The 23,811-nt window shown below is 62.9% G+C and carries 22 protein-coding genes and 2 pseudogenes; 8 read left to right on the forward strand and 16 right to left on the reverse strand.

Annotation, left to right across the window (positions count from 1 at the left end; genetic code table 11):
• Positions 1-237: 237 nt before the first annotated feature.
• The 6 genes from WDS16_RS02460 to WDS16_RS02485 all read right to left on the reverse strand — a co-directional run bounded on the left by WDS16_RS02460 (position 238) and on the right by WDS16_RS02485 (position 7,087).
• Positions 238-1,224: an ABC transporter substrate-binding protein gene (locus WDS16_RS02460; protein ID WP_338890225.1), complete on the reverse strand. Its 987-nt coding sequence runs from the start codon at positions 1,222-1,224 to the stop codon at positions 238-240.
• Between the two features lie 286 nt (positions 1,225-1,510).
• Positions 1,511-2,548: an ABC transporter substrate-binding protein gene (locus tag WDS16_RS02465; RefSeq protein ID WP_338890227.1), complete on the reverse strand. Its 1,038-nt coding sequence runs from the start codon at positions 2,546-2,548 to the stop codon at positions 1,511-1,513.
• A 671-nt stretch (positions 2,549-3,219) separates the two neighbouring features.
• The gene (locus WDS16_RS02470; protein ID WP_338890229.1) at positions 3,220-3,960 is read right to left on the reverse strand and encodes a TetR family transcriptional regulator; all 741 of its coding nucleotides are present in this window, start codon (positions 3,958-3,960) and stop codon (positions 3,220-3,222) included.
• 54 nt (positions 3,961-4,014) lie between these two features.
• Positions 4,015-4,800 carry an SDR family oxidoreductase gene (locus WDS16_RS02475; protein WP_338890231.1) on the reverse strand — a complete coding sequence of 262 codons (786 nt, stop codon included), beginning with the start codon at positions 4,798-4,800 and terminating at the stop codon, positions 4,015-4,017.
• Positions 4,797-5,789, reverse strand: coding sequence for an SDR family oxidoreductase (locus tag WDS16_RS02480; RefSeq protein WP_338890232.1), 993 nt, complete (start codon positions 5,787-5,789; stop codon positions 4,797-4,799). The genes WDS16_RS02475 and WDS16_RS02480 overlap by 4 nt, the downstream gene beginning before the upstream one ends.
• 155 nt (positions 5,790-5,944) lie before the next feature.
• The gene (locus WDS16_RS02485) at positions 5,945-7,087 is read right to left on the reverse strand and encodes an IS630 family transposase (RefSeq protein WP_338890234.1); all 1,143 of its coding nucleotides are present in this window, start codon (positions 7,085-7,087) and stop codon (positions 5,945-5,947) included.
• A gap of 100 nt (positions 7,088-7,187) precedes the next feature.
• Here WDS16_RS02485 and WDS16_RS02490 point away from each other — a divergent pair, with 100 nt between their 5' ends.
• Positions 7,188-7,535: a hypothetical protein gene (locus WDS16_RS02490; protein ID WP_338890235.1), complete on the forward strand. Its 348-nt coding sequence runs from the start codon at positions 7,188-7,190 to the stop codon at positions 7,533-7,535.
• Positions 7,536-7,579: 44 nt separating this feature from the next.
• On the opposite strand, the gene WDS16_RS02495 is transcribed toward WDS16_RS02490, so the two are convergent.
• Positions 7,580-8,722: an IS630 family transposase gene (locus WDS16_RS02495; protein WP_338890234.1), complete on the reverse strand. Its 1,143-nt coding sequence runs from the start codon at positions 8,720-8,722 to the stop codon at positions 7,580-7,582.
• Between the two features lie 100 nt (positions 8,723-8,822).
• Here WDS16_RS02495 and WDS16_RS02500 point away from each other — a divergent pair, with 100 nt between their 5' ends.
• Positions 8,823-9,170, forward strand: coding sequence for a hypothetical protein (locus tag WDS16_RS02500; RefSeq protein WP_338890237.1), 348 nt, complete (start codon positions 8,823-8,825; stop codon positions 9,168-9,170).
• A gap of 348 nt (positions 9,171-9,518) precedes the next feature.
• On the opposite strand, the gene WDS16_RS02505 is transcribed toward WDS16_RS02500, so the two are convergent.
• Positions 9,519-10,016: an IclR family transcriptional regulator gene (locus tag WDS16_RS02505; RefSeq protein WP_422395746.1), complete on the reverse strand. Its 498-nt coding sequence runs from the start codon at positions 10,014-10,016 to the stop codon at positions 9,519-9,521.
• On the opposite strand from WDS16_RS02505, the pseudogene dmpG reads away from it, so the two are divergent.
• Positions 9,930-10,637 (forward strand): annotated as a pseudogene (gene dmpG, locus WDS16_RS02510) (4-hydroxy-2-oxovalerate aldolase); the annotation flags it as partial. The gene WDS16_RS02505 and the pseudogene dmpG overlap by 87 nt on opposite strands.
• Here the strand turns inward: dmpG and WDS16_RS02515 are convergent.
• Positions 10,597-12,096, reverse strand: a complete 1,500-nt coding sequence (locus tag WDS16_RS02515; RefSeq protein ID WP_338890241.1) for an alpha/beta hydrolase family protein — start codon at positions 12,094-12,096, stop codon at positions 10,597-10,599. The pseudogene dmpG and the gene WDS16_RS02515 overlap by 41 nt on opposite strands.
• Before the next feature lie 99 nt (positions 12,097-12,195).
• On the opposite strand from WDS16_RS02515, the gene WDS16_RS02520 reads away from it, so the two are divergent.
• Entirely contained in the window at positions 12,196-12,816 is a 621-nt protein-coding gene (locus tag WDS16_RS02520) for a TetR-like C-terminal domain-containing protein (protein ID WP_338890243.1), read from the forward strand.
• 32 nt (positions 12,817-12,848) lie between these two features.
• Here the strand turns inward: WDS16_RS02520 and WDS16_RS02525 are convergent, their stop codons facing one another.
• From WDS16_RS02525 to WDS16_RS02555, 7 genes and pseudogenes are all read right to left on the reverse strand, one after another.
• Complete coding sequence (locus WDS16_RS02525) at positions 12,849-14,585, reverse strand: ABC transporter ATP-binding protein (RefSeq protein ID WP_338890245.1); 1,737 nt, start codon at positions 14,583-14,585, stop codon at positions 12,849-12,851.
• The gene (locus WDS16_RS02530; protein ID WP_338890247.1) at positions 14,582-16,336 is read right to left on the reverse strand and encodes an ABC transporter ATP-binding protein; all 1,755 of its coding nucleotides are present in this window, start codon (positions 16,334-16,336) and stop codon (positions 14,582-14,584) included. Before WDS16_RS02530 ends, WDS16_RS02525 begins: the two co-directional genes overlap by 4 nt.
• A gap of 149 nt (positions 16,337-16,485) precedes the next feature.
• Entirely contained in the window at positions 16,486-16,698 is a 213-nt protein-coding gene (locus WDS16_RS02535) for a hypothetical protein (protein WP_338890249.1), read from the reverse strand.
• Positions 16,699-16,702: 4 nt separating this feature from the next.
• Positions 16,703-16,846 carry a hypothetical protein gene (locus WDS16_RS02540; RefSeq protein WP_338890250.1) on the reverse strand — a complete coding sequence of 48 codons (144 nt, stop codon included), beginning with the start codon at positions 16,844-16,846 and terminating at the stop codon, positions 16,703-16,705.
• Positions 16,847-17,093: 247 nt separating this feature from the next.
• A complete protein-coding gene (locus WDS16_RS02545; RefSeq protein ID WP_338890251.1) occupies positions 17,094-17,837 on the reverse strand; it encodes a glucose 1-dehydrogenase in 744 nt (247 codons plus the stop codon).
• The gene (locus tag WDS16_RS02550; RefSeq protein WP_338890253.1) at positions 17,834-19,006 is read right to left on the reverse strand and encodes an NADH:flavin oxidoreductase; all 1,173 of its coding nucleotides are present in this window, start codon (positions 19,004-19,006) and stop codon (positions 17,834-17,836) included. The genes WDS16_RS02545 and WDS16_RS02550 overlap by 4 nt, the downstream gene beginning before the upstream one ends.
• Positions 19,003-20,563 (reverse strand): annotated as a pseudogene (locus WDS16_RS02555) (cholesterol oxidase substrate-binding domain-containing protein). Before WDS16_RS02555 ends, WDS16_RS02550 begins: the two are co-directional and overlap by 4 nt.
• Here WDS16_RS02555 and WDS16_RS02560 point away from each other — a divergent pair.
• From WDS16_RS02560 to WDS16_RS02575, 4 genes are all read left to right on the forward strand, one after another.
• Positions 20,516-20,695 (forward strand): hypothetical protein, encoded by a 180-nt coding sequence (locus WDS16_RS02560; protein WP_338893645.1) that lies wholly within the window; start codon positions 20,516-20,518, stop codon positions 20,693-20,695. The pseudogene WDS16_RS02555 and the gene WDS16_RS02560 overlap by 48 nt on opposite strands.
• 96 nt (positions 20,696-20,791) lie before the next feature.
• Positions 20,792-21,388, forward strand: coding sequence for a helix-turn-helix domain-containing protein (locus tag WDS16_RS02565; RefSeq protein ID WP_338890255.1), 597 nt, complete (start codon positions 20,792-20,794; stop codon positions 21,386-21,388).
• Positions 21,389-21,545: 157 nt separating this feature from the next.
• Positions 21,546-22,178, forward strand: a complete 633-nt coding sequence (locus tag WDS16_RS02570) for a DUF3159 domain-containing protein (protein ID WP_338890257.1) — start codon at positions 21,546-21,548, stop codon at positions 22,176-22,178.
• A 70-nt stretch (positions 22,179-22,248) separates the two neighbouring features.
• Entirely contained in the window at positions 22,249-23,802 is a 1,554-nt protein-coding gene (locus WDS16_RS02575) for an alpha/beta hydrolase (RefSeq protein ID WP_338890259.1), read from the forward strand.
• The last annotated feature ends 9 nt before the right edge of the window (positions 23,803-23,811 follow it).

Genomic DNA, 23,811 nt, shown 5'->3' on the forward strand with positions numbered 1-23,811 from the left:
TGAGCAAACAAATGTGGAGCGCACTGGAGTCCAGCTGGATCCATAATCCTACTGTCTAACAGTGCGTTTCCCATTGTCGCATATACGAATTTGCGCAGCTCAGGGGCGGTTTTCGTGTTGACAGGTCGTCTCCGCGCGAGCTCGGAGTACGAGGGTGTCAGAACTGCCCTCTGGGGGTGCATCTGCGACGAGCGTCGACGTGTACGGACTCGACAACCTCGCAAGTGCGCCTTCTGGCTACTTCTGCGCCGCTGCGTTCAGCTGGGGGACGATCTCGGTCAGTGCCCAATCGAGGCTCAGGGGCGACGGAAAAGCCATCGACTGTGCTTGCGTGGGGGTGAGTGAAACGAACGCGCCTCGCCTGAGTGCGGGTAGCTCGGCCACTGCGGGGCGCTCTGCCAGCGCTTCGATCGAGCCCGGTAGTCCCGTAGCAACGATCACGTCGGCGTCGGTTTCGGAAAGCAGTTCGTAGCTGATCTCCGCTCGACCGGGAATCGTGCTCACGGGTTGGTTTATCGCGAAGTCGGTCGGTGTCATACCCAGCTGCCCCAAGAAGCTGGCTCCGGCGTCTTCGGAAGAGTTGACGACGTACACCGAGGATTCGCTGGGGCCGACGAAGAAAGTTAAGGTCTTGCCGTCGAGGTCGCTGTGTCGCCGCGCGGCATCGTCGATGCGTGTCTCGGTGTCCGCGATGACCTGCGCGCCTTTTTCCGGCACACCCATAGCCGATGCCACTGCGGTGGTCGCACTTTGCCACGTCTCGGTCGACGGTGTGTCGGCGAAGTGGACGACGGGCGCGAGTTGGGAGAGTTGGTCGTAAGTGCGGTCGAGATTGAAGGCTTTCGTGGCAACGATGAGGTCTGGCCGTAGGGCGGCTATCTGCTCGACGGGCACTGCGCCGTCGGTCGACTGCAGTAGGGGTGGAAGGTCACCATTGATCGCGTCCTCGTACCACGGTTGATAGCCCGACGGTGCCGTCGATTTCTGTACAGAAATTGGTGTCACGCCCAACGTTTCGACGATATCCGCATCGGTCCAGGTCAATGCAACAATTCGTTCCGGCTTCGCGGCAACCTCGCCGTCGCCCAACGCCCCGGACACAGCGACCGGGAAAGCTCCGGATACGGCGGGAACCTGGTCCGCAGGAGGTTCGGCGGCCGAGCACCCGGCCGTCAATGCAGCGGCGGTCGCGGTTGCGAGGACAGCAGCACGAAGAAGAGCCATGAGGGCAGGCTAACTTACTGCACCGGGCGGCGCACGTGTCTCGGCTCGCGCTTCCCGACGACTGCCCGCCCTGGTGACCGAACTGGTGACCGAACTGCGGCGAGTCTACGACGTGGACACCTGGCCGACGAATACTGGTTGTGTGAGATCGCCTTGTCGTAGCAACTTAGCCCGGTACCGCTGTCATTGGGCACTGTTCGCCGACCGCGATCCTTCCACGACACAGTTCGCAGAGCACCTGCAGCCCAATATGTTCCCCGTCATGACCGGGTCGGTGTTCGAGTATTCAGCGACCCGAGGTCTGAACGGCCTGATTGAGTCCGTCGACCAGGGTAGGTAGGAAGAACGGAATCGACAATGCGGTCGGTCCTATGGCCGCGCCAGCTTCCTGGCCGACGAAGCCGGCCACGGCACCGCCGGCGACGGCGGGGATTTGCCGGGACACCGGAGAGTCGAGGAACTCTTGTAACGCTTGGTCGGTATCGACCTGGGTGAAGACGACGTCGGCTTCGATGCCTGAGATGTTCTCAGACGAAACGGTCGTCGAAAACGTCGAACCACCGGCGGCCAGTTCGGTCACCGATGGATCCGAAGTGAATCCGAGGTTCTCGAGTAGTTCGACACGGGGATCGGAGGGCAACAAGAGGTAGTAGACGTCTTGGGCCTCGGATACGTACGCGATGGTTTTGTCTTCGAACTGCGGGTGCTTCTGACCTACGTCCGCGACCTGCCGGTCGAGTTTATCGACCAAGGTCTGCGCCTCGTCTGCGCGACCGAGGACGTCACCGGTGATGGCGATAACGTCGCGCCACGGCGTGGACCACAGTTCGTCGGGTGGCGCGATGACCGGGATGCCAGCCGCGGTGACCGCGTCGTACTCGGCCTCGGTGAGGCCGGAGTGCGGGGCAAGCAAGACATCCGGGTCGGTCGCGAGCAGTTTTTCCACGGGCAACGGGCCCAACACGTCGTCCATGAGGGCTGGTGGCTTGCCGCCCAATTCATCGATCGCGTCCGCGATCCATGGGTACATCAAGTCTTCTCCGCCGCCGTAGGTACTCGACGGCATCGCCACTGGAATGACGCCGAGTGCCAAGACCGCGTCCGTCACGCTGGCGCCCCAGGTCGCAACCCGTTCGGGCATCTCGTCGAGGGTGGTATCGCCGTACATGTGCTGAACATTCACAGGGAACGCGCCGGCGGTGGGTGCTGGGGTTGCGGACGCGCCGTCGGTTGGCTGCGATGAACCGCAGCCCGCCATAGCGAGCGACACCGCGGCGGCCGCGGTCAGTACTGCAAGTGTCCGGAAGGTGGTGTGGGGCGTCATGTGTGTCCTGGTGCGTCGATTGGCCGATAAAATAAAGATAGCCTGTCCTATCTTCCGGGTGTCATCACCCTGTCCGCCGGTCTGTCCAGGTGCTGAGGGCGAACTGTAGGTACTTATCCACACGATGGGCTATCGATCTGCTCTCGAAGGGATTCCATGAGATCGAGGTTCACAGAGTCTGCTCGGCCTTCTAGTGAGTAGCTCCAGCAAGTCCGGAGACTCTAGTTTGAGAAACTGCGCGATGCGCAGTTCATGCAGGATCTGTGGCGATTGCCAGATGATCGAGCTCCGCGTTACCGATCGCTATCACTGGCTTCGGCTGCGGGAGCTCGAACTGGCTGCGGATGTTCACATGAAGGTGCAGGAAGAATAGGACGCCGAGCGTGAACGCCGCGAGGAACTGCGCGAGCAGCGTTTGAGATAGGAATGACGCGCCGACTGGAGCAGATGGACCGCGTGCGAGAGCTACCTGGTAAGTATCGGAAAGAAGTCAGCGTCGTTCTGAGTCGGTACGGTAGCCGATGCTCATCCGTCGTCTAGGGTCGAAAGAATGCACAGGATGATGATGATCATCGCTCAACCGACCCGAACCACGTTGTGGCACCGTTGAGATCGTAAGCCGCAGCCTATCCGATTCATCGGTGCCGCAGAATCATTGGCCCGTAGTGTATTTACGAAGCCAATGATTTCGAGGTATTCGGGGACGGGATCAATAGGTGCACTCTGTCGACGAGTTCGAGCGCGGTGTCGGGATCGGTTCCGTCGAATACTGCAGTGTGGATGCCGCGCATGGCTCCGGTGAGTAGCCGGGCTGCCGCGGCCATGTCTGTGGTGTTGTCTATCTGTCCGGCCTCCGCAGCGGAGCGGAGCAATTCGGTGATTGCGTCCACGAAGTTGTCGTGCCAATGTTCAGCCGTGCCTTCGGACTTCGGGACCCCGAGGTTGCGGAACAGCACGTGGGTTCGGGGGGTGTCGTAGATGCTCTCGGCGGCGATGTGGAGGAAGGTCTGTAGTTGCTCGAGGGGGGTGTCCGGCCAGGTGGCGACTACTGACTTCTGGTGGATGCGCTCGATCAGGACGGTGGCGGCGTCGTCGACTGCGGCCTGGAACAGTTCTCGTTTGCCAGGAAAGTGGTGGAATGCGGTTCTGGGTGCGAGACCACATCGGGCGGCCACACTTTCGATCGTGATATCCGTGTAATCGGCGTGCCAAAGTAGTTCCTGTGTGGCCTCGACGAGTCGTGTCGGCGTGGGCCCGGGCTCGTCTGCGGTCGACGAGCCCGCCCAGCGGTACAGCGTGGTGGGGTGAATGCCCAAGGACGTCGCGACGGCTGTCGGGCTTTCGGAGCCCCCGAATGCTCGGGCCACTGCCTCTCGGCGATCGGTGAGCGTGAATCGGGAGACCCTGGCCATGGTCGTGACAGTACATTCTCTGGAGAAGCGGATACTTGGTCGGTCCGCCGGAGTTCAGTGGAGCATGCGTGCGAGGGCAGGCAGTAGGACTCGTGCGGGGACGACACCCGCCAGTGCCGCTTGGGCTGTGTTGCGGCGCCCCGAGATCACGTGTGGCCGAGTTCTTCTGGCATCGAGTGCGCGCATCGCGGTGGCGACAACGTCGGTCGGCGTCTGGTAGGTGCCGGTGGCTGTGGCAGAGTCGCCGATGACGTCGAAGAATTCGGTGTGTGTGGGGCCGGGGTTCAGTGCGAACACTCTGACCCCGTGCGGTGCGGATTCGTACCACAGCGATTGGCTGAAGCTCAGGACGAATGCTTTGGCGGCTGCGTACACCGCGAGTGTCGGGACTGGTTGGAACGCGGTCGTGCTGGCGACGTTGACGATGATGCCGTTCCTGCGGCCGATCATGTCGGGGAGAAATGCCGAGCAGATGTCCACGACAGCACGGATGTCGACGGCGACGAGCCGCTCGAAGTCGTCGGCGTCACCGTCGGAAAACGGTTCTTGTACGGCGAATCCGGCGTTGTTGACGACGAGGTCGATGTGTTCGGGGACGATGTCGCGTAGCCGGCGGCCGCTTGCTGCCTCGGACAGGTCCAAGGGCACTGTTCTGCAGCGCACACCGTAGGTCGATTCGAGTTCGTCTGCCAGTGTCGTGAGGCGTTCTTCGCGTCGTGCGACGAGTACGAGATCGGATCCTCGGGCGGCCAGCGCTCTCGCGAACTCGGCACCGATGCCTGAACTCGCACCCGTGACCAGCGAGCGACCGGGCCGGTACCGAGAAGTTCGGCGGTTCATCGGCCCGAGTCGATCGACTTGCGCCCGAACTCTGCGCTGGAGCGGCGTGCGAAATCCTCGTATGTGGTGGGTGCATGTCCGAGTAGAGCAGGAAGAGTAGTCAGGTCTCCCGCCGGTAGGCCGTGTCCGTCGTAGTGGGTCATCATCGTGCGGTATGCCTGACGAGCGTCCGCCGGCCAGTTCTTCATGTCACGAGGGTTCGAGGCAGCCTGCGCACCGCGAACGAGATGCCCGGCCGCGCGCAGCTTCGTCGATCGCACGGCATGCCCGACGACCGAGGCGAGTGCAGGGAGCACGTCGAGTGAGTTGGTGAGGGACGATGGTGGGATGCGGATGGCGGTCACCGGATGGCCCAACACGCGTGACCAGATCTGTGCCATCTCGTGCCGTGTGAGTTCCACCGTCGAAAGGTCGTAGGTGCGACCGGTGTGCGGCGATGGGTCGATCAAGATCTTCGCCGCAGCCTCAGCGACGTCGGCGAGATCGACGACACCCATGACGCTGTCCGGTGACACCGGATACGGCATGACCCCCGCCTGCAGAAATTCCCACACCTCCAGGTAGTTCTGCATGTAGTGAGACGGCCTGAGCACCGTCGTGGGGATTCCGCTGTCGCGTAACAGGCCTTCGGCGATGTCCTTCTGGTGATGATGGGTGAGCTGATGCAGGTGCGGATGGATGACGGAGTGAAACACGATGTGCTGCAGACCGTTTGCGGGACCGGATGCGATCAGATGTTCGATGATGGGTCTTTCGTCGATGATCTGTGTCGGAGCTGCGTGATAGAGAACGTCGGCACCTGTCAGTGCGGTATCGAGCGTCCCAGGCGACCGTAGATCGCCTACGACGACCTCGGTCGCCCCATCCTGACGGGTCGTCGCGGCTTGACGATCGTTCTTCACGACAGCACGGACGGGCACATCCCGTGCAGCCAGTTGTCGAACGAGCAGACGGCCTACTCCGCCTGCGGCGCTGGTTACTGTGATCATCGAACCTCCTCGAGAGTGAGCGCGGAGAACCCCGGCACTTTCGCAAATATTGCATATCTAGTGCAAATAAAGCAAGTGGTCTGAGGGGGCGATGGAGAGGCTGCGCGTTGTCTATCTCCCTGGCTAAGTGGTCTGAGCCGTTAGTTCGTCGGGGGTCACGCCGCAGCGGCTGATTCGTCGATTTGTTCGAGTTGTCGGTTCAGTTCGCGGCGGGTGTATCTCCATGCGAACGGTTCCGCGGTGCGGTTGTACCGTTCGGCGAATGCGTGCAACCTGTTCTCGACGGCAGCGAGATCGGGGAAGTCGTTGGGTGTGAGTACTTTCCGTTGGACAATGGAGAAGTAGATCTCGACTTGGTTGAGCCACGATGCATGTACTGGGGTGTGCACCATGACCGCGTTCGGGTACCGGTCGGTGAGGCGGTCGATCGATGCTTGTCCGCGGTGCGAGGATCCGTTGTCGACGACCCAGAAAACCCGGTCGGCGGAGGCGTACGGTTCGCGCGTCATGACCTGATCGACGAGTGCGGTGAACTCGGTGATGCCGGTACTGGCCTCGCAGCGTCCGAAGACCTGCGCAGCGTGGACGTCGTAGGCGGCGAGGTAGGTGAGCGCGCCACGACGGTGGTAATCGTGACTGACCCGCATCGGGCGGCCTGGGGCGGCGGCGGTGGTGGGGTGGCATCGGTCGCGGGCTTGGATCGACGGCTTTTCATCGGCCGAGATCACGAAGTCGTTGCTGCCCAATGCTTGTCCGGCGTAGCGGCGCGCGTACAAGTCGAGAACGACAGATGCTTTCACCTCGAAGTTCGGGTCGCGGACAGCGATCCAGGAACGGTACTGCCACGGTTTGAGCGCATCCTCGGCGAGCCATCGGCGCACCGTCGAGACCGAGACGGTCATGCCGTCGCGAGCAAGCTGGGCGGCGAGTTCGGGGGTGGACCACCGGGCGATCGGGATGTCGTGATGGGCCGGGATCTGGCACGCCCACGCTTTCACGGCGGCGATGTCGGTGGCGTTGTAGATCGGTGGCCGGCCCGACCGTGGCGCGTCGGCGAGGGCGTCGATGCCGTGGCGGTGGAACCGGGTGCGCCACTTGCGGACCGTGTCGATATGGATGTCGAGTTCGCTGGCGATGGCAGAGTTGGTGTGTTCGTCGGCGGCGAGGAGCACGATCAGAGACCGCAGCACCATCTTCTGCGGTGTCGACCCAGACCGCACCCGGCGTTCGAGAACCTGACGGTCGGCGGTGGACAGGATGATGGGGCGGGCCGAGGGTCGAGCGGCTTTGTCACTCATGCCTCGAGAGGACACTCGAGTCACACCTGTTTCGGGCCGCGGCACGCCGACGATCCGCGAAATGTTGGGTGGTCCACAAGGGTCGGGCACGATCGGATGTGTGCCGACACCACCGGAATCGACGAAAAGCTCGTTGCGCCTCAAGCTCAGCGGCCACGCCCGTACGAGGTGGCCGCAACTCGCGCGGGTCGATGTCCGGTTTCGTGGAGCGTTCGCCTATGTCGACGGTGTCCTACCTGACGAGTCGGTACTGGGCCTGATGCGGCTGCGATACAACGGCTCAGCCAGCAGATGGGGCTTCGCGATCCACCTCGCGTCCAACGGCAAGTACGAAGATTCGATGCTGCCTACCGGCGACTTCACCGGCAGCCCCGAAGATGCACTCGACACCGCATGCGGGCTCTACCTCGCCGACCCGACCGCCTGGCAACTACCCCCGACGAATTAACGGCTCGCACCACTAAGTGGTCTGAGCCGTTAGTTCGTCGGGGGTCACGCCGCAGCGGCTGATTCGTCGATTTGTTCGAGTTGTCGGTTCAGTTCGCGGCGGGTGTATCTCCATGCGAACGGTTCCGCGGTGCGGTTGTACCGTTCGGCGAATGCGTGCAACCTGTTCTCGACGGCAGCGAGATCGGGGAAGTCGTTGGGTGTGAGTACTTTCCGTTGGACAATGGAGAAGTAGATCTCGACTTGGTTGAGCCACGATGCATGTACTGGGGTGTGCACCATGACCGCGTTCGGGTACCGGTCGGTGAGGCGGTCGATCGATGCTTGTCCGCGGTGCGAGGATCCGTTGTCGACGACCCAGAAAACCCGGTCGGCGGAGGCGTACGGTTCGCGCGTCATGACCTGATCGACGAGTGCGGTGAACTCGGTGATGCCGGTACTGGCCTCGCAGCGTCCGAAGACCTGCGCAGCGTGGACGTCGTAGGCGGCGAGGTAGGTGAGCGCGCCACGACGGTGGTAATCGTGACTGACCCGCATCGGGCGGCCTGGGGCGGCGGCGGTGGTGGGGTGGCATCGGTCGCGGGCTTGGATCGACGGCTTTTCATCGGCCGAGATCACGAAGTCGTTGCTGCCCAATGCTTGTCCGGCGTAGCGGCGCGCGTACAAGTCGAGAACGACAGATGCTTTCACCTCGAAGTTCGGGTCGCGGACAGCGATCCAGGAACGGTACTGCCACGGTTTGAGCGCATCCTCGGCGAGCCATCGGCGCACCGTCGAGACCGAGACGGTCATGCCGTCGCGAGCAAGCTGGGCGGCGAGTTCGGGGGTGGACCACCGGGCGATCGGGATGTCGTGATGGGCCGGGATCTGGCACGCCCACGCTTTCACGGCGGCGATGTCGGTGGCGTTGTAGATCGGTGGCCGGCCCGACCGTGGCGCGTCGGCGAGGGCGTCGATGCCGTGGCGGTGGAACCGGGTGCGCCACTTGCGGACCGTGTCGATATGGATGTCGAGTTCGCTGGCGATGGCAGAGTTGGTGTGTTCGTCGGCGGCGAGGAGCACGATCAGAGACCGCAGCACCATCTTCTGCGGTGTCGACCCAGACCGCACCCGGCGTTCGAGAACCTGACGGTCGGCGGTGGACAGGATGATGGGGCGGGCCGAGGGTCGAGCGGCTTTGTCACTCATGCCTCGAGAGGACACTCGAGTCACACCTGTTTCGGGCCGCGGCACGCCGACGATCCGCGAAATGTTGGGTGGTCCACAAGGGTCGGGCACGATCGGATGTGTGCCGACACCACCGGAATCGACGAAAAGCTCGTTGCGCCTCAAGCTCAGCGGCCACGCCCGTACGAGGTGGCCGCAACTCGCGCGGGTCGATGTCCGGTTTCGTGGAGCGTTCGCCTATGTCGACGGTGTCCTACCTGACGAGTCGGTACTGGGCCTGATGCGGCTGCGATACAACGGCTCAGCCAGCAGATGGGGCTTCGCGATCCACCTCGCGTCCAACGGCAAGTACGAAGATTCGATGCTGCCTACCGGCGACTTCACCGGCAGCCCCGAAGATGCACTCGACACCGCATGCGGGCTCTACCTCGCCGTCCCGACCGCCTGGCAACTACCCCCGACGAATTAACGGCTCGCACCACTAAGTCGGAAACGGATACCACGGAGGCAATGCGGCGACGTTGAAGTTGTGACTTTGAAGAATCAACTGCGGTCCAGCCAGGTATTGCGTATCAGGGCCTCTCTATCGAGCAGCGGCCCCGGAGGAATGTCGACCAGCTCCAGATGGGTCGCGTCGAGCTTTCCGCTGAGATGCATCGCGAGGCCCAGTGCGAATACTGCTGCGCTGGTGAGCAGTTCGACGTCACTGCCTCATGTGAATTCGAGATCGATGTCGGGATACTTCGACTCGAAGGCAGCCTCGAGTGCCATTACTGTGCCCTGCTCCCCGATCGCGAGCCGGGCAACCGACCGCGGGTCATCCTTCAGGTTGCCCGGTAGAAGCGCGTGCGAGCACCCGTCCCAAAGCCAGTGCCGCTGTGCGGACAGCAGGGGCGAGTAATTCGGGTGCGAACCGTTCCGTCGGCACCGATACCGACAGTGCCGCAATGGGTTCACCGGCAAGCAGGACGGGCGAAGCGAGACAGCACCCACCCAACGCAGATTCCTCTCGCTCGATGGCGATGCCGGTACGGCGAATCGAGTCCAGTTCGCGGGCCAGGACCTTCGGGTCGGTGATCGATCTCGGGGTGTATCGACGCAGTGGTCGGGAAAGGATCTCTTCCTGCACCGCGGGGTCTTCGGGCGCCAGCAGCGCCTTCCCGACCGCGGTGCAGGTCAGCGGCAACCGGCCGCCGATCTGCGAGGGCAGAGGAAGTGAGGAGTGGCCGTGAATCTTCTCCACGTACACCGCGTCGTGACCGTCGCGCACCGCCAGATGCACAGTCTGCTCGGTCACCGCGAACAGATCCTGCATGTCTCCGGATTCTTGATGATGTCCCACCTGGCCGAGCCGGCACAGCTGGCCGAGCAAGCAAAATTGATGGAATCATATGGCGCGCAGTGCGTGTACGTCACCGATTCGGGCGGCCGGTTGACGATGAACGGCGTCCGGGACCGGGTGCGCGCGTATCGGGATGTCCTCGACACGCAGACTCAGATCGGTATCCACGCCCACCAGAATCTGTCGTTGTCGGTGGCGAATTCGGTTGTTGCCGTCGAAGAAGGCGTTACCCGAGTCGACGCATCTCTCGCCGGGCACGGTGCCGGAGCGGGCAATTGCCCGATCGAGCCGTTCGTTGCCGTCGCGGACTTGCACGGGTGGAAGCACAATTGCGATCTGTTCGGTCTGCAGGACGCGGCCGATGACATCGTCCGACCGTTGCAGGACCGGCCGGTTCAGGTCGATCGCGAGACACTGACCCTGGGGTACGCGGGGGTGTACTCGAGCTTTCTCCGCCACGCCGAGACCGCTGCGAAACAGTACGGACTCGACACCCGAGCGATTCTGCTCGCAGTCGGTGAACGTGGACTCGTCGGTGGGCAGGAAGACTTGATCACCGATATCGCACTAGACCTGGTCGCCTCCAAGAGCTGACTCTCGGTCCGGCGAAGATGTGCCTTTCTGTACCGGAGCACTCACCGGGATCAGAAACCGACGTGTTCGTTGCCCTCGAGGCACAACCGTGTCCGTGCTTCGGCGGTGCTGGCGTCTTTCGCGTCAGTGCTCGTGTGACGGACCGAGTAGGTGTTCGCGGAGGAAGCGGGTCGACAGTGCAGACCAGTGTTCGGCGTTGCCCATCGCGCAGTGGTCGTCGTCGGCGTACAGCACCAGTTGGGCGTTCGGTGCGCCGACGGCGAGTTCGATCGAGTCGCGGGTGCTGGCCAACGTGTCTTCGGCCCCGTTGATCACCAGCAGCGGAATCTCGATGTTGCGGTAGCGATGTCGCAACGACAGTGTCGATGTCTTGCGCGCCAGGTCCGCAATCCCGGTTGCGCCGAGTGTCCGGATCATTGTCGAGACCATCCTCGGGCATCCCGATCGAGATGAGCACGCCGAAACTGCGATGAGTGAGCGGTCCATTGCACACCGCGACTTTCAATCGTGAATCCGATGCGGCCATGCGCGCAGACCAGTAACCGCCGAAGCTGAAGCCCATCATGCCGATCCGGTCGGCGTCGATGCGTTCGTCGGCTGAGAGGAAGTCGACCACCGCGGAGTACACTTCTTCGGACGCCGCTGTCATGGGATCGTCGTACGAGTACGTTCCGGGCATCTCCATGACGAAAGTGCCTAGGCCTGAATCCCGTTGTGCCAAGAGAGGTAGTAGCGTTTCGGCGATCGTGCCCTCCAGACCGTTCGTGACCAGAACAGTCGGAATGGGCTTAGATTCCAGCGGTAGCGCGAGAATGCCGTGTACTCGGTCGGAGGTGCCGGGTAGGGCGATGTCGACCACCTCGACGACGTATCCCATTGTCGGTGCGAGAGCCAGCAGCAGCGATTCCGACAATCGAGTCGACCGGCGATAGGCGTCGTTGCGTTGCGGCGTCCAGCCTGGCCAAGCGGCAACGAAGTAGTAGACCAACGCCTTGATCAAACCGTCGATCGCGACCGCTGCGTCGGACGCCTCGGGATGCTCGGCGATGAATTGTGCCGTTGCCCGGGGGTCGGCAACCGTTCCGCGATCGGCGAGGATCGGTGCCGCTGGGGCCAGTGCTGCACCCAGCTCGGCCAGGATCGTGTCGTCTCGGGCGTCGAACAGTCGAGGGCTCGTGGGTGCGCCCAGCCGTGACAAGGCTGCGTCGGCGCGTTCGAGTTGTTCAGTGGCGAAGGTCGACCAGTACGGAGCCCACGTGTGGTCCTCGAAGGAGCGACATTGCGCCAACTGAGCTCGAAATTCGGCGTCGGGTATACCTCCGAGGTGGGTGAAACGGTCCACGAACAGACGGGGTAGAAACGGCGCGACACCACGGCTGTGTGCGCCCCGTTCGGTGGTACGAGTCAATGCCCTCGCGCTGACCGCAGCTCGCTGTCCCCATTCGATCAACGTTGCCATCGTGTGTGCTCCCCGTCCCTTGGCGCAGATGAATCTGCTTTAACGCACCGTAGGGCGCTCGATCACTAAAAGCAAGAAGCTCTGCTTTAGCCTTGGGATGTGAAGGAGACGGAAGTGGTTGCAGGAAAACGTCGTCGGCCGGGTGGCCGCGCCGCAAAGGTGACGGAGGCTGTCCACAGGGCTGTGCTCGAGGCCGTCTTGGAAGTCGGTGTCGAGAAGGTGAGCATTCCTGACATCAGCCGTCGGTCCGGAGTGCGTGACAGCACGATCTACCGACGGTGGGTAACGCGGGAGAATTTGGTTCTCGATGTACTGCTCACCGGTAGCGGGCGCACCTTGGCGGTACCCGACACGGGCGCTCTTCGTGACGACCTGGTCGCGTTCGCCACCGCACTCGACGTGTACCTGAAATCTGCTATCGGGCAGGGTCTGCTCCGAGTTTTCGCCTCGATCGCAGACACACCCGAGATCGCCGAGTCGCGTAACACGTTCTGGCAAGAGCGTTTCAAGTCTGTCGCGGTGATCATCGACCGCGCGTCCGAACGCTCCGAGATAGCTGCCGATGTCGATGCCCGTGCCGCGATCGAACTACTGATAGCCCCGATACATTTCCGTCATCTACTCTCCCGGCAACCATGCGATCGAGAATTCATCGATAGCCTGGTGAGTGCCGTAATCGGTTACTGCGGAACGGCGTCGTGCGATGAAAAGCGGTTCTGAACCCATCCAACCCAGGACGGATCCGCAGTATGTCAGCGGTTGCCGACGAGTTTCCATCCTCCGGCGTTCTTGCGGCTGTTCCAGAAGTCTCGGTAGCGGCCGCCCTGTTCGAGAAGCGAATCATGAGTTCCTCGTTCCGCGATAGTCCCGTCGGATCCGAGGACGAGGATCTGGTCGGCCGCGGTCACAGTGGACAGCTTGTGCGCTATGACGATGACCGTACTGGTCTGGGCCAGGTGTCCGATCGACTGCTGGACGAACTGTTCGTTCTCCGGGTCGAGCGCGGCCGTGGCCTCGTCGAGAAGCACGATCGGTGAGCCCTTGATCAGCGCCCTCGCGATGGAGATTCGCTGTCGCTCCCCGCCGGACAATGCAGTGCCGCCCTCACCGACGCGCGTATCCCAACCAGCGGGAAGCCGCGCGACGATCTCGTCGACGCCCGCCAAGCGCGACGCCTCGGCCAGGTGTCGGTCGCTCGCGTCCTCGCGTCCGACCAGGATGTTGGCCCTGAGGGTGTCGTCGAACAGGTAGACGTCCTGGAAGACCATCGCGATCTGGTCCATGAGTTGCTCGGTTGTGTGCTCGCGCACATCGGTTCCACCGACCTTCACCGAACCGCTGCCGATATCCCAGAACCGCGCGATGAGCCTGGTGACAGTGGTCTTGCCGGACCCCGAGGGGCCGACGAGGGCTGTCATCGAACGTGCAGGGACGTCGAAGGACACCCCGTCGAGCACGAGTGCGTCGGTGTAGCCGAAGTGCACGTCCTCGAACTCGATCCTGCCGGGTTCGAGAAGGTCTGCCGGTTCCTCGGGGTCGGGAAGAGGAGCCAGGTCCAGAACTGCACTCATCCGTCTGATTTCGTTTCGGGCCATACGAAGTGCGCCGGCGAACTCTCCGACCTCGCTGATCGGCTGAACGAACCGAGCGATCAGACCTAGCAGGGCGATCAGCGTCACGGCGTCGAGATTTCCTCCGACCGCGAGATATGCGCCGAGAGAAATCAGCACCGAGAAGCACAGTTGGATGGCAAGACCGGACACGACCATGCCGAAGACGCTGTATGCCATGCCTTTACGGCCGACGATCTGCTGGTTCTCGATGGCGTCGTCGAGTGGGGTGTAGGTGCCGCTCGTGCGTCCGAATGCGCGCAGGACGGGCTGATACCGTGCGTACTCGAGTACTCTGTTGGTGGCGACGAGTGCTGCCTCATGCGCGAGGTCGTCGCCTTTCGAGATCATGACTGCTGCGAATCTCGACGTCGCCGCGATTACCGGAACTGCAAGGAGCAGTGCGATACCTAACCGCCAGTCGAAGAACAGCACTGCAACAACTATCGTTGCGGGCGAAGCGATTCCGGTGATGACCGGGGTAAGTAGGTGTGCCGCTGCCCCGCCGACCGACAGGGTTCCCTTGCTCGCCATCTGCGACGTCGACGCGACGGTTTCGGGCCCGAACCAGCCGAGGGGCAGCGTGACGAGATGGTCGCCGATCCGTAGATGCATCGTCCGCAGTGCGGTCAGAGCGACGCCGAATCCTTTCATCGCCTGCACGTAATGCGCAGTCGAGCACGCCAGTGCGGCGACAGCCATGGCGGCGAGCCATCGAAGTGCCGAGGGGTAGTCGCCCTCGAACAGCGCTCGCGTAACGGGAACCAGGAAGGACACGGCGATGCCCTGCAGCACGCCATACGCAATGGCCCAGAAGAGGAATGCTCGAACCGGTCCGCGGTGCTGTGGTCCGAGTATGCGAATGAGGTCGCGGATCAACGTGCTGCTGCCTCTCGTGCGTCTGTGATGACGGCTCTCTGGTGGGCGGTCCACATGCGTGCATAGTGTCCGGCCGCGGCGACCAGATCGTCGTGCGTTCCCTGTTCGACGATCTCGCCTCCGTCGAGGACGAGTATTCGGTCGGCGTCCATAATCGACTCGAGGCGGTGCGCGATGACGAGGATGGTGCGACCACGAGCAAGTGTCGACAGAGCTCGCTGGATCTCCGCCTCGGACTCGGGGTCCGCGAAGGCGGTGGCTTCGTCCAGTACGAGGATCGGTGTGTCGGCGAGGATCGCTCGGGCGATCGAAACCCTTTGTGCCTCTCCACCGGAGAGCAGCGCGTCATCGCCGATCACTGAATCGTAGCCGCGCGGCAGAGCGAGTATCCGCTCGTCGATCTGTGCCGCTTTCGCAGCGTCGCGCGCGGTGGCGAGGTCGGCATCGGGCCGGCCGAGCCGAATGTTGTCGAGAACGGATTCGTTCAGCAGTTGCACGTCCTGCAGCACGAACCCGACGTAGCGGTACAGCTCTGCTGTTGCGATGGTGCGAACGTCGACACCTCCGATCGTCACGGCGCCACCCGTGACGTCGTGGAAGCGGAGGACCAACGTCGCAAGAGTCGATTTGCCTGACCCGGAGGCGCCGACCAACGCCGTCACCGACCCGGATGGCATCGCAAAACTGACGTCTCTCAGGACTTCAGTGGTGCCGTCGTACGAGAAGCTGACCTTGTCGAAGCGAACATCGCTGCCGTCCGGACTCTTGGGGTTGCTGGGTTCGAGAAGCGCCGGAGTTTCGAATAGTTCGACGAGTCGGCCCGCCGCCGCGCTCGCCTCGCGTCTGGCCTGCATGCCGAAGCTGACGGCCATGATCGCAACCGGGAGCGCCATGGCAATGAGGGCCGCGGCGATGACGTCGAGAGGGGTGACCCAGCCCGCGAACACGAACCACACGCCGCCGAGCAGGTTGACCAGAAGCACTATGGGTGCGCTGAGCGAGATGGAGGACAGGGCGTCGGTTCGCAGCATCGGCCCGACCCAGCCTCCGTATGCATCGCCGAAAGAAATTGCTGCCGAACGGTATCGGCTGTGTGCCTTGCCTGCTTGACCAAACGCCTTGACGACGGAGATGCCTGCGACGAACTCGACGATCGTCGAACTGATGGCTTCGATGCCCTTGTTCATCTCGGTCATCTTCACGTCCATGTCCTTGGTCATGGACGCATACGCGGCGATGTAGATCGGTAGGGTCGCCACGGCGAGTAGTGCGAGGCGCCAGTCGAGGTAGGAGATGTAGCCGATACCGAACACGGGAGTCGCGACGGCGCCTACGGTTTCGACGGCCTGATGTGCGACGAGATAGTGTAGGTCCGCGATGTCGTTCTGCGCCTTCTTGCGCACCGACCCCGACGTGTTCCTGCCGAACCAGCCCAGCGGGAGTGTGCCTAGGGTGGTGACGATCTTCCGTCGCAGAATCGCCTGCATCGAGACGTCGGCGTAGTGGGTGACCAGCAGAGCGCCACTGCCGAATGCTGCGCGTGCACCCAGGCCGGCGACCACGATCCACACCACCGGCAGTACGACACCGAAAGTGTCGGCGTCGCCGCTCAACAGGATCTTGCCGAGTTCGACGATGGCGACGTACGGAACGATCGTTGCTGCAGACGCGATGATCTGCATCGCCATGGCTATACGTATGCGGCTCTGGACCGGTTCGAGTATGCCCCCCAGGGCGGTGCTTCTTCTCACGACGAACTCCTGCTCCGAATACGCTCAGCTGCACTTGTTAGGGAACCCTACATCGGTTGGGTTCCTATTTGGGCGGCTAGGATTCTCCGTCGCTGCGCGACAGGTATTGGAAGATCAGCTGACAGCCGGACGCCGGTGTCCGGTGAACGTCAGTCGTCGACTGCCCTGAGCGCAGCGCTCAGAGCTCGCTGCGCCGATACTTCCGCTTCGATCGCACTGTGAAACTCGACGTCCTCGTCCTCGACGACCAACGGGATATCGGGGTCGGACTGTCCCCGCTCACCGGCGAGCGCGTACTCGTGGTCCTTGGCCATCCGGTACGCGGCGAACGCCGAATCCTGCTTCTCCTGTGCGGTTGCCATGTCGTCAGGCTCGTTGGTGCCGAGGACGGGGGTGCCTGGGCGCAGCCTCGGGTGCTGTTTCGGTGAACGGTTCGACAGTGCGATCCACACCGCGGGTTTCGATGCCCAGGATGTTCTGCAATTCGTCGTGGATAGGGGTACTGCTCACGGGATAACTCGACCTTCTTGACCGTTGGATGGAGCAGGTCAGTGGGGTTCTGCAGTGTCGCCGTCAGCGCTTCGCCGACTGCGTACTTCCGACCCTACTTGTTTTCGTGACGGAGTTGCGAAGACTCGGTTGATCAGCCCGTCTGAACACGCACCTCGGTAGAGCAGAGGGAATTCTGTCACTCCCGAGCGCTCGCGCGCGATAGTTTCGCTGCAGCCTACTGCAGGTTTCGGAGGCTGGTTCCGATCTAATCGAACGTCCGGTGCGGTACCCCCGCCATCAGGCCGCCGTCGACGATGAACTCGGAGCCGGTGGAGTACGAGGATTCATTGCTGGCGAGGAAGACGACCATCGCACCGACCTCGGACGCGTCGGCTCCGCGGCCCAACGGGATCTGCAGGAAGTCCTCGGGGATGCCGTCGGTCATAGGGGTCTTGACGAATCCGGGGTGGACCGAGTTGACGCGGATCTTGTGCGGAGCGAGTTCCAGGGCGACCGATTTGGTGAGCCCACGCACGGCGAACTTCGTGGCGGTGTAACCGTGGAGACCGGGGCTTCCCCTGAACCCTTCGACCGAGGAGATGTTGACGATGGAGCCGCCGCCGGCGTCGATCATCGTCTGGGCGCACGCACGGATACCGAGAAACGTCCCGGTCAAGTTGATGTCCACGATCCGGCGCCACTCCTCGGGGTCGAACGCTGTGATGAGGTTACCGTTGACTATTCCGGCGTTGTTGACGAGTACCGTTGGAGGACCGAATGTTTCGTTTGTCAGCCGTACCGCCTGTTCCCAGCTCTCCGGGGACGTCACATCGAGGTGGACGTACAGTGCGGCGTCGCCGAGAGACTCGGCAGCAGCGCGTCCTTCGTCGTCGAGAATGTCGCCCAGCACTACCTGCGCGCCCTCGGCGACCATGGCGCGGCAGTGGCTCAGTCCCATACCGCGCGCAGCGCCGCTGACGAGCGCAACTCGTCCACTCAACCGATTCATCTTCGGTCTCCTTCGTGGGCGAGCACGCACCGTGTGCCGCTGTAGATCGTCGGCATGCACCGGTTGCAGTGAATGCATAGGGACGTGGAGCTCTCGTCGTTCTCCATGCGGTTGATCAGATCGGGTTCGCGAAGGAGTGCGCGTGCCATGGCGACGAATTCGAAGCCCTCGGCCATAGCCAGGTCCATCGTTGCCCGTGTAGAGATGCCGCCCAGCAGTATGAGAGGAAGTTTCACGACGCTGCGGAACTGTCGAGCCTGATCGAGGAGATACGCCTCGCGGTACGGGTAGCTGCGCAGAAACTTGCTGCCGACCAGACGAATTCCGGCACGTTGCGGCTGCGGGTACGACGCTGCGAAATCGCGTAGCGGCGCGTCCCCACGGAAAAGGTACATCGGATTCTTCAGCGAACTGCCCGCGGTGAGTTCGAGTGCATCGAGCGAACCGTCGGCCTCGAGCCACTGCGCGACCGTTAGGCTCTCGTCGAGCCAGAACCCGCCGGGTACACCGTCGTCCATGTTGAGCTTCGCCGTCACCGCGATCTCGGCGCCGACCTCCGCTCGGACGGCCGACGCCACAGCGCGCGCGACGCGAGCACGATTGTCGAGGCTTCCGCCGAATTGGTCGGATCGCCGGTTCAGGGCCGGGCTGAGAAATGCACTGACGAAATAGTTGTGGCCGAAATGCAATTCGACGGCATCGAACCCTGCTGTGACAGCGATGCGGGCAGCCTTCGCATGATCGGCGACGATGCGATCGATGTCGGACTTCGTGGCAGATCTCGTCAAACGGAGGCTCAACGGGCTGATCTGCCACGTTGGTGCCAGCGCGGTGGCACGGTTGGATTTCGAGTTCGCGACGGGCCCCGCATGCCCGATTTGGGCTGAAATTGCGGCACCTTCGGAGTGCACACCGTCGGTCAGACGGACCAGTCCCAGCACTGCTTCCTCACGCATCCACATCTGGTGGCGATCGGTTCTGCCCTCGGGTGAGGATGCGCAGTAGGCAACGGTGGTCATGCCGACTCCGCCAGCGGCGAAGGCTCGGTGGAAGTCGATCAGCTCCTCGGTGACGAGAGCGTTCGGTGTCCGGCCCTCGAATGTTGCCGCCTTGACGACGCGATTGCGCAGGGTGATCGGGCCGATGGCTGCGGGTTCGAAGATCTTCATGGCATCACTCTGTCGAGGAACGGGTTTCGGAAGATCCTGTGTGGATCGTAGGCGTCGAGTGCTTCGGATGCAGTGTCCCACTCGCTGTACCGGGAGGGGAGGGTATCGGTGAGAAATTGCACGTCGGCATGAGAGCGTTCGTCCGTGAAAGCCCAGCCCTTGGAATACTCCGGCCGTATCGTCCAGCGTGACCCTGAATAGTGTTGGTGCATCCACTGTTCCATTTCTCGAAAGAATGTGTGCATTCCTGGTGTGCCAGGGATGGAGACGACGTTCATCCAGATCGCTGTGTCCCATTCCGGGTGCTCGATCGCGGGGGACAGTGCAGATATGGACGGCGGCCCGGCGCTGTCGACATCGATGACGTCGTCCAGACCGCACAGTCTTACCTCGAACGGACCGTTGACCGGATACCGGCCAAGCGAGCTGTAGTGCTGAAGGCGTTCGAAGAGCCAGTTCGTCATGTCGTTGATGACCGCGGCAACGTCGGAGCGGCGGGCGAGCACGACACCACCGCCCGCGGTGACACGCAGCGTGTCTGCGCGCAGATAGAACCGGACGTTCTTCGACGTGCCCCAGATGTCGGCGGTACCGGTGAGCGCGAGCCCGGCCGTGACGGCACCCAGCTGCGATGCGGAGAAGGCCGGAGTCGACGCCCCGAGATACGGTGCAACGGAACCGAGTCCGTCCGTGAGTGGCTCGGGAAGCATGTCGGAGAAGGCGTAGTTGTAGGGCCCGGTGACCTCCCCTCGAGTCGATAGGGCGCTCCGGTTCGTCGGTCCACACCTTTTCCCATGGTGAGTCGGTGAACGGGAACCAGGTCGCTTCGACGCTTCCCGACGCGGCGAGGAACTTCTCGAAGGTCCGGCCCGCGGCAGCTGAGGGCGCGAATAGTTCTTGCCACCCGATATCGAGGATGCTCTGACATCGCACATGCCGATCGGCGCCGGCCTGAAGCGTCACGGAGGTGATGAACGTTCGTCCGAGGTGGGTGAGAAGTGGAAGGATGCCAGGGTCGGAGCGCGCGAAGGTTCGAGCGGTGTATTCGCCGGAGGACTCGTCCCAGACGATGGCAGTGAGCGCGGTGACGAGATTGCTCACAGAGCCGAAGCTCAGTCCCGGTGACGGGCGCTGGCCGTTGGCCGGGGCGGTGGCGCCGTGTGCGTCGATGGCGAGAGCACCGCCGATGGTGATGTCGCCGATGGCGGGGATGCTTGCCCAGCCGAGTCCGACAGCTTCCAGGGCGGTCAGAATGGCCATCAGGCTTGCGCCGCCCTGCGCGGTGACGGTGGCCGGAGTTCCAGTGAGGTCGACGCTTACACCGGTCAGATATCTGGTGGTATCCACGAGGATCACTCTGTCGACGGGGTGACCGGGTACGACGGTCAGCGGACTCCAGCCGTGCATCGAGCCGCGTGCACGTAGGGTGTATCCGTGCCCCGCAGCCCAGTTGGCCAGGTTCACCACCTGTCGTTCGTCGCGCGGTGCGCATGTCCAGACCCTGTCGAAATGGATTTCTTTGGACCAGTTCTCGTAGCTCTGTTGGTAGAGATCGATGCCGGGAGGGAAGTCGGGTGGAACCTGGAGCGAGGCGTCGCCACCTGGCGCAGCCGCTACCGGAGTCCACGCGGACGGCGCCGTCGCGGACACCGCGACGACCGCTGCCGCACCGAAGAAACGGCGGCGTGACAGTGCCGCGGGTGTGTCGTGTTCGACCATGCACTGTCTCCCGTGCCGAGTATTTCGATGCCAGTGGCCTCATAATAGGGGGAGCGGGCGGACCGAGTGACTGAATCGACGAAACCTGACGACGCCGACGCAGCGAAGCCGGGTCGACCCCGAGACGCCACCATCGACGACAGGGTGCTCGGTGCCACTCGAGAGCTACTGGTCGAGCTCGGTTGGGACGACCTGAGCGTGCGCGGGATTGCCGCGCGTGCGGGAGTAGGCCGCAGCACGATCGACCGTCGATGGTCCTCGAAAGCTGAACTGGTGCTCCACGCAATTCTCGGTGCCACCCCTGATCTCGGCCCCTTCGAGGGCGCCGATACGGATGGGTGGGTGCGATGGGTTGCGTCGGGAAGTCGCGAGATCTTCGCAATGCCCGAGGTTCGCGCGGCCGTTCCGGGGTTGCTCAACACGTTCATTCGCAACGAAGGCCTACGGAGTCAACTGTGGCAGAGCTTCAGTGGCCCGCCGGCCGAACTGTTCTCGGCAGGGACATCTCGAGACCCAGCAGACGCCGAGCTCGATGCGCGCGCACTGATCGCACTGGCGGCCGGTGCTTCGCTCTTCCTCAGTGTTGTTGCAACAGAAGATGATACGGATGAGGTGCACCGGAGAATCGGTGAGATGCTACTGAGGTCGGTCGACGACGCCTGAAGCGAAAGCTGTGGCGGCATAATGACATTTGTCATGGCCGATCGGTGACGGTGTAACAGCAACCGGTGTTCGTATGCACTGTTTTCGGACGTCCACCTCGACGACTCTGGCAGTTGTGAGAAAGCAACCCAGCGGAGGACCAACCGAGGAGGACGTGATGACGACGTCGGTACAGGAAGATGCGAAGGACATCGACGCTACGCAGGTGCTGCTGAACAATATGGGCGGTACGAGCGGGATGATCTACACCGCGATACCGGTGGTCGCGTTCGTGATCGGCAACGCGCTCGCTGCACTGCCCGCTGCCATCGGCGTGGCCGTCGTTGTCGCCCTCGTGCTCACCGCTTTCAGAGTCAAGCGTGGTGAGCCGATCGCGCAGGCCAGCGGCGGCCTCGTCGGGGTCATCGCGGCCGGTGGTGTCGCGGCATGGACCGGTAGTGCCGGAGGCTACTTCCTCATCGGTATCTGGACCAGCCTGGTATGCGCGTTGGCCGTGTTCGTGTCGCTGCTCGTGCGACGACCCCTTACTGGGCTGCTCTGGAACGTGCTGCACCGCAACAAGTACGACTGGCGGGCTGACCCGTCGGTGCTCCGTGCCCATGATCTGGCGACTCTGGCGTTCACGGTGTTGTTCGCGGCGCGCTACATCGTGCAGGACTGGCTGTACGACGCCGACGCTACGGGCTGGCTTGCTTTCGCGAAGATCGCGATGGGCACTCCGATGTTCGCGCTCGCTGTCCTCGTGACCGTGTGGGCATTTCGCCGCTCCAACAAGCAGTTCGTCAGCTGAAATCGATTGCCCGTGATGCGTCGAATCTCGCGGAACCTGAAGACATCCAACTGATCGGAGTTGATCGACAATGCCCAGATACACGTCCAGACCAGTAGCGATCGCCGCCTCGGTGTCGATTTCGCTCCTGGTGCTCGGTGGGTGCAGTCAGCCGCAGACCCAGCCCGAACCACAGCCCGACCTACAGAGCTTCTACAAGCAGGAGGTGGCTTTCGAGCCGTGCGAGGGGTACGGCACGACGTCAGCCGACGAAGACGCGTTCGCGAGCGACCCGGCGTTCCGATGCGCCCGGGTGGAGGTCCCACTGAACTACGACGACCCCTCCGGCCGGACGGCGCACATCGCGCTCTTGAAAGTGCCGGCCACAGGGGACAGGATCGGCTCTCTGCTGATGAACCCCGGGGGACCCGGTGGCCCGGGAATGAGCATGGCCGCAGCGGGAGCCACGACACTCGCGGACAGTTCGCTCACCGAAAGATTCGATCTTGTCGGGTTCGACCCTCGCGGGGTCGGTGCGTCCACACCTGCGATCGATTGCTTCACAGACCAGCAGAACGAAGCAGGAGACACCTACACGACGGTGGTCGCCGGGTCGAGAACGTTGTCCGAGGACGGTTCTCGTCGATTGGTCGAACAATGCGCAGATCGGTCGGGTGGCCGCGACGTACTCGCGCACGTCGGAACCCGTGATGCTGCACGAGACTTGGACGTGCTTCGCGCAGTGCTCGGCGATGACAAGCTGAGCTACCTCGGCCAGAGCTACGGAACCCGACTCGGGGCGGTGTACGCCGAGATGTTCCCAGAGAACGTGCGGGCTATGGTTCTCGACGGGGCCATCGATCCACGGCAGCGCACCTTCGACCGAAGAATCGATCAGTTCACCGGCTTTCAACGATCGTTCGACGAGATGGCGACGGCCTGCGCGGTGACGCCCGACTGCCCGCTCGGGACCGACCCTGGCGAAGCTGTGGAGAACTTCCAGGACATCGTCAGACCCCTCATCGACGACCCCATCGTCACCGCGGACGGCAGAGTATTGGACTTCGACGCTGCCTACGGGGCGGTGACCGCGGGCCTCTACGACTCGACGGTATGGCCGGTCATCACAGCCGGGATCGCGGAAGTTCAGGCCGGACAGGCCGACACGATGCTGAAGATCCTCGATGTCTTCGGTGGGCGCGACGCCGACGGCACCTATCCGAACTTCCCCGAGGCGCTGTACGCCATCAATTGCATGGATGAAAACCGCAACACTCCGGAGCAGGAAGTCGAGCTCAAGCGCAGGATCCAGGAGATAGCACCGTTCACCGACGCGGGCCTCGGACCCGACGGCGCTCGAGATCCCTGCGAATTCTGGCCCGCACAGCCGACTCTCGATCTCCCGTACGCGACCGACATCGAGGGTCTGCCCGACACTCTGACCATCTCCATCACCGGTGACCCGTCCACACCGTACGAAGGCGGCGTCAGTCTCGCGAACACCCTCGGTGGATCGCTGTTGACCGTCGATGGCGAACGGCACACCGTCGCGTTCGGGGGCACAAACCCCTGTGTCAACGGCATCGTCGCCGACTACCTCCTAGACCTGACATCACCACCAGCAGAAACCCGCTGCACCCTCTGAAAGGACCTG

It is taken from the genome of Rhodococcus sovatensis, assembly GCF_037327425.1.
GTDB lineage: Bacteria > Actinomycetota > Actinomycetes > Mycobacteriales > Mycobacteriaceae > Rhodococcoides > Rhodococcoides sovatense.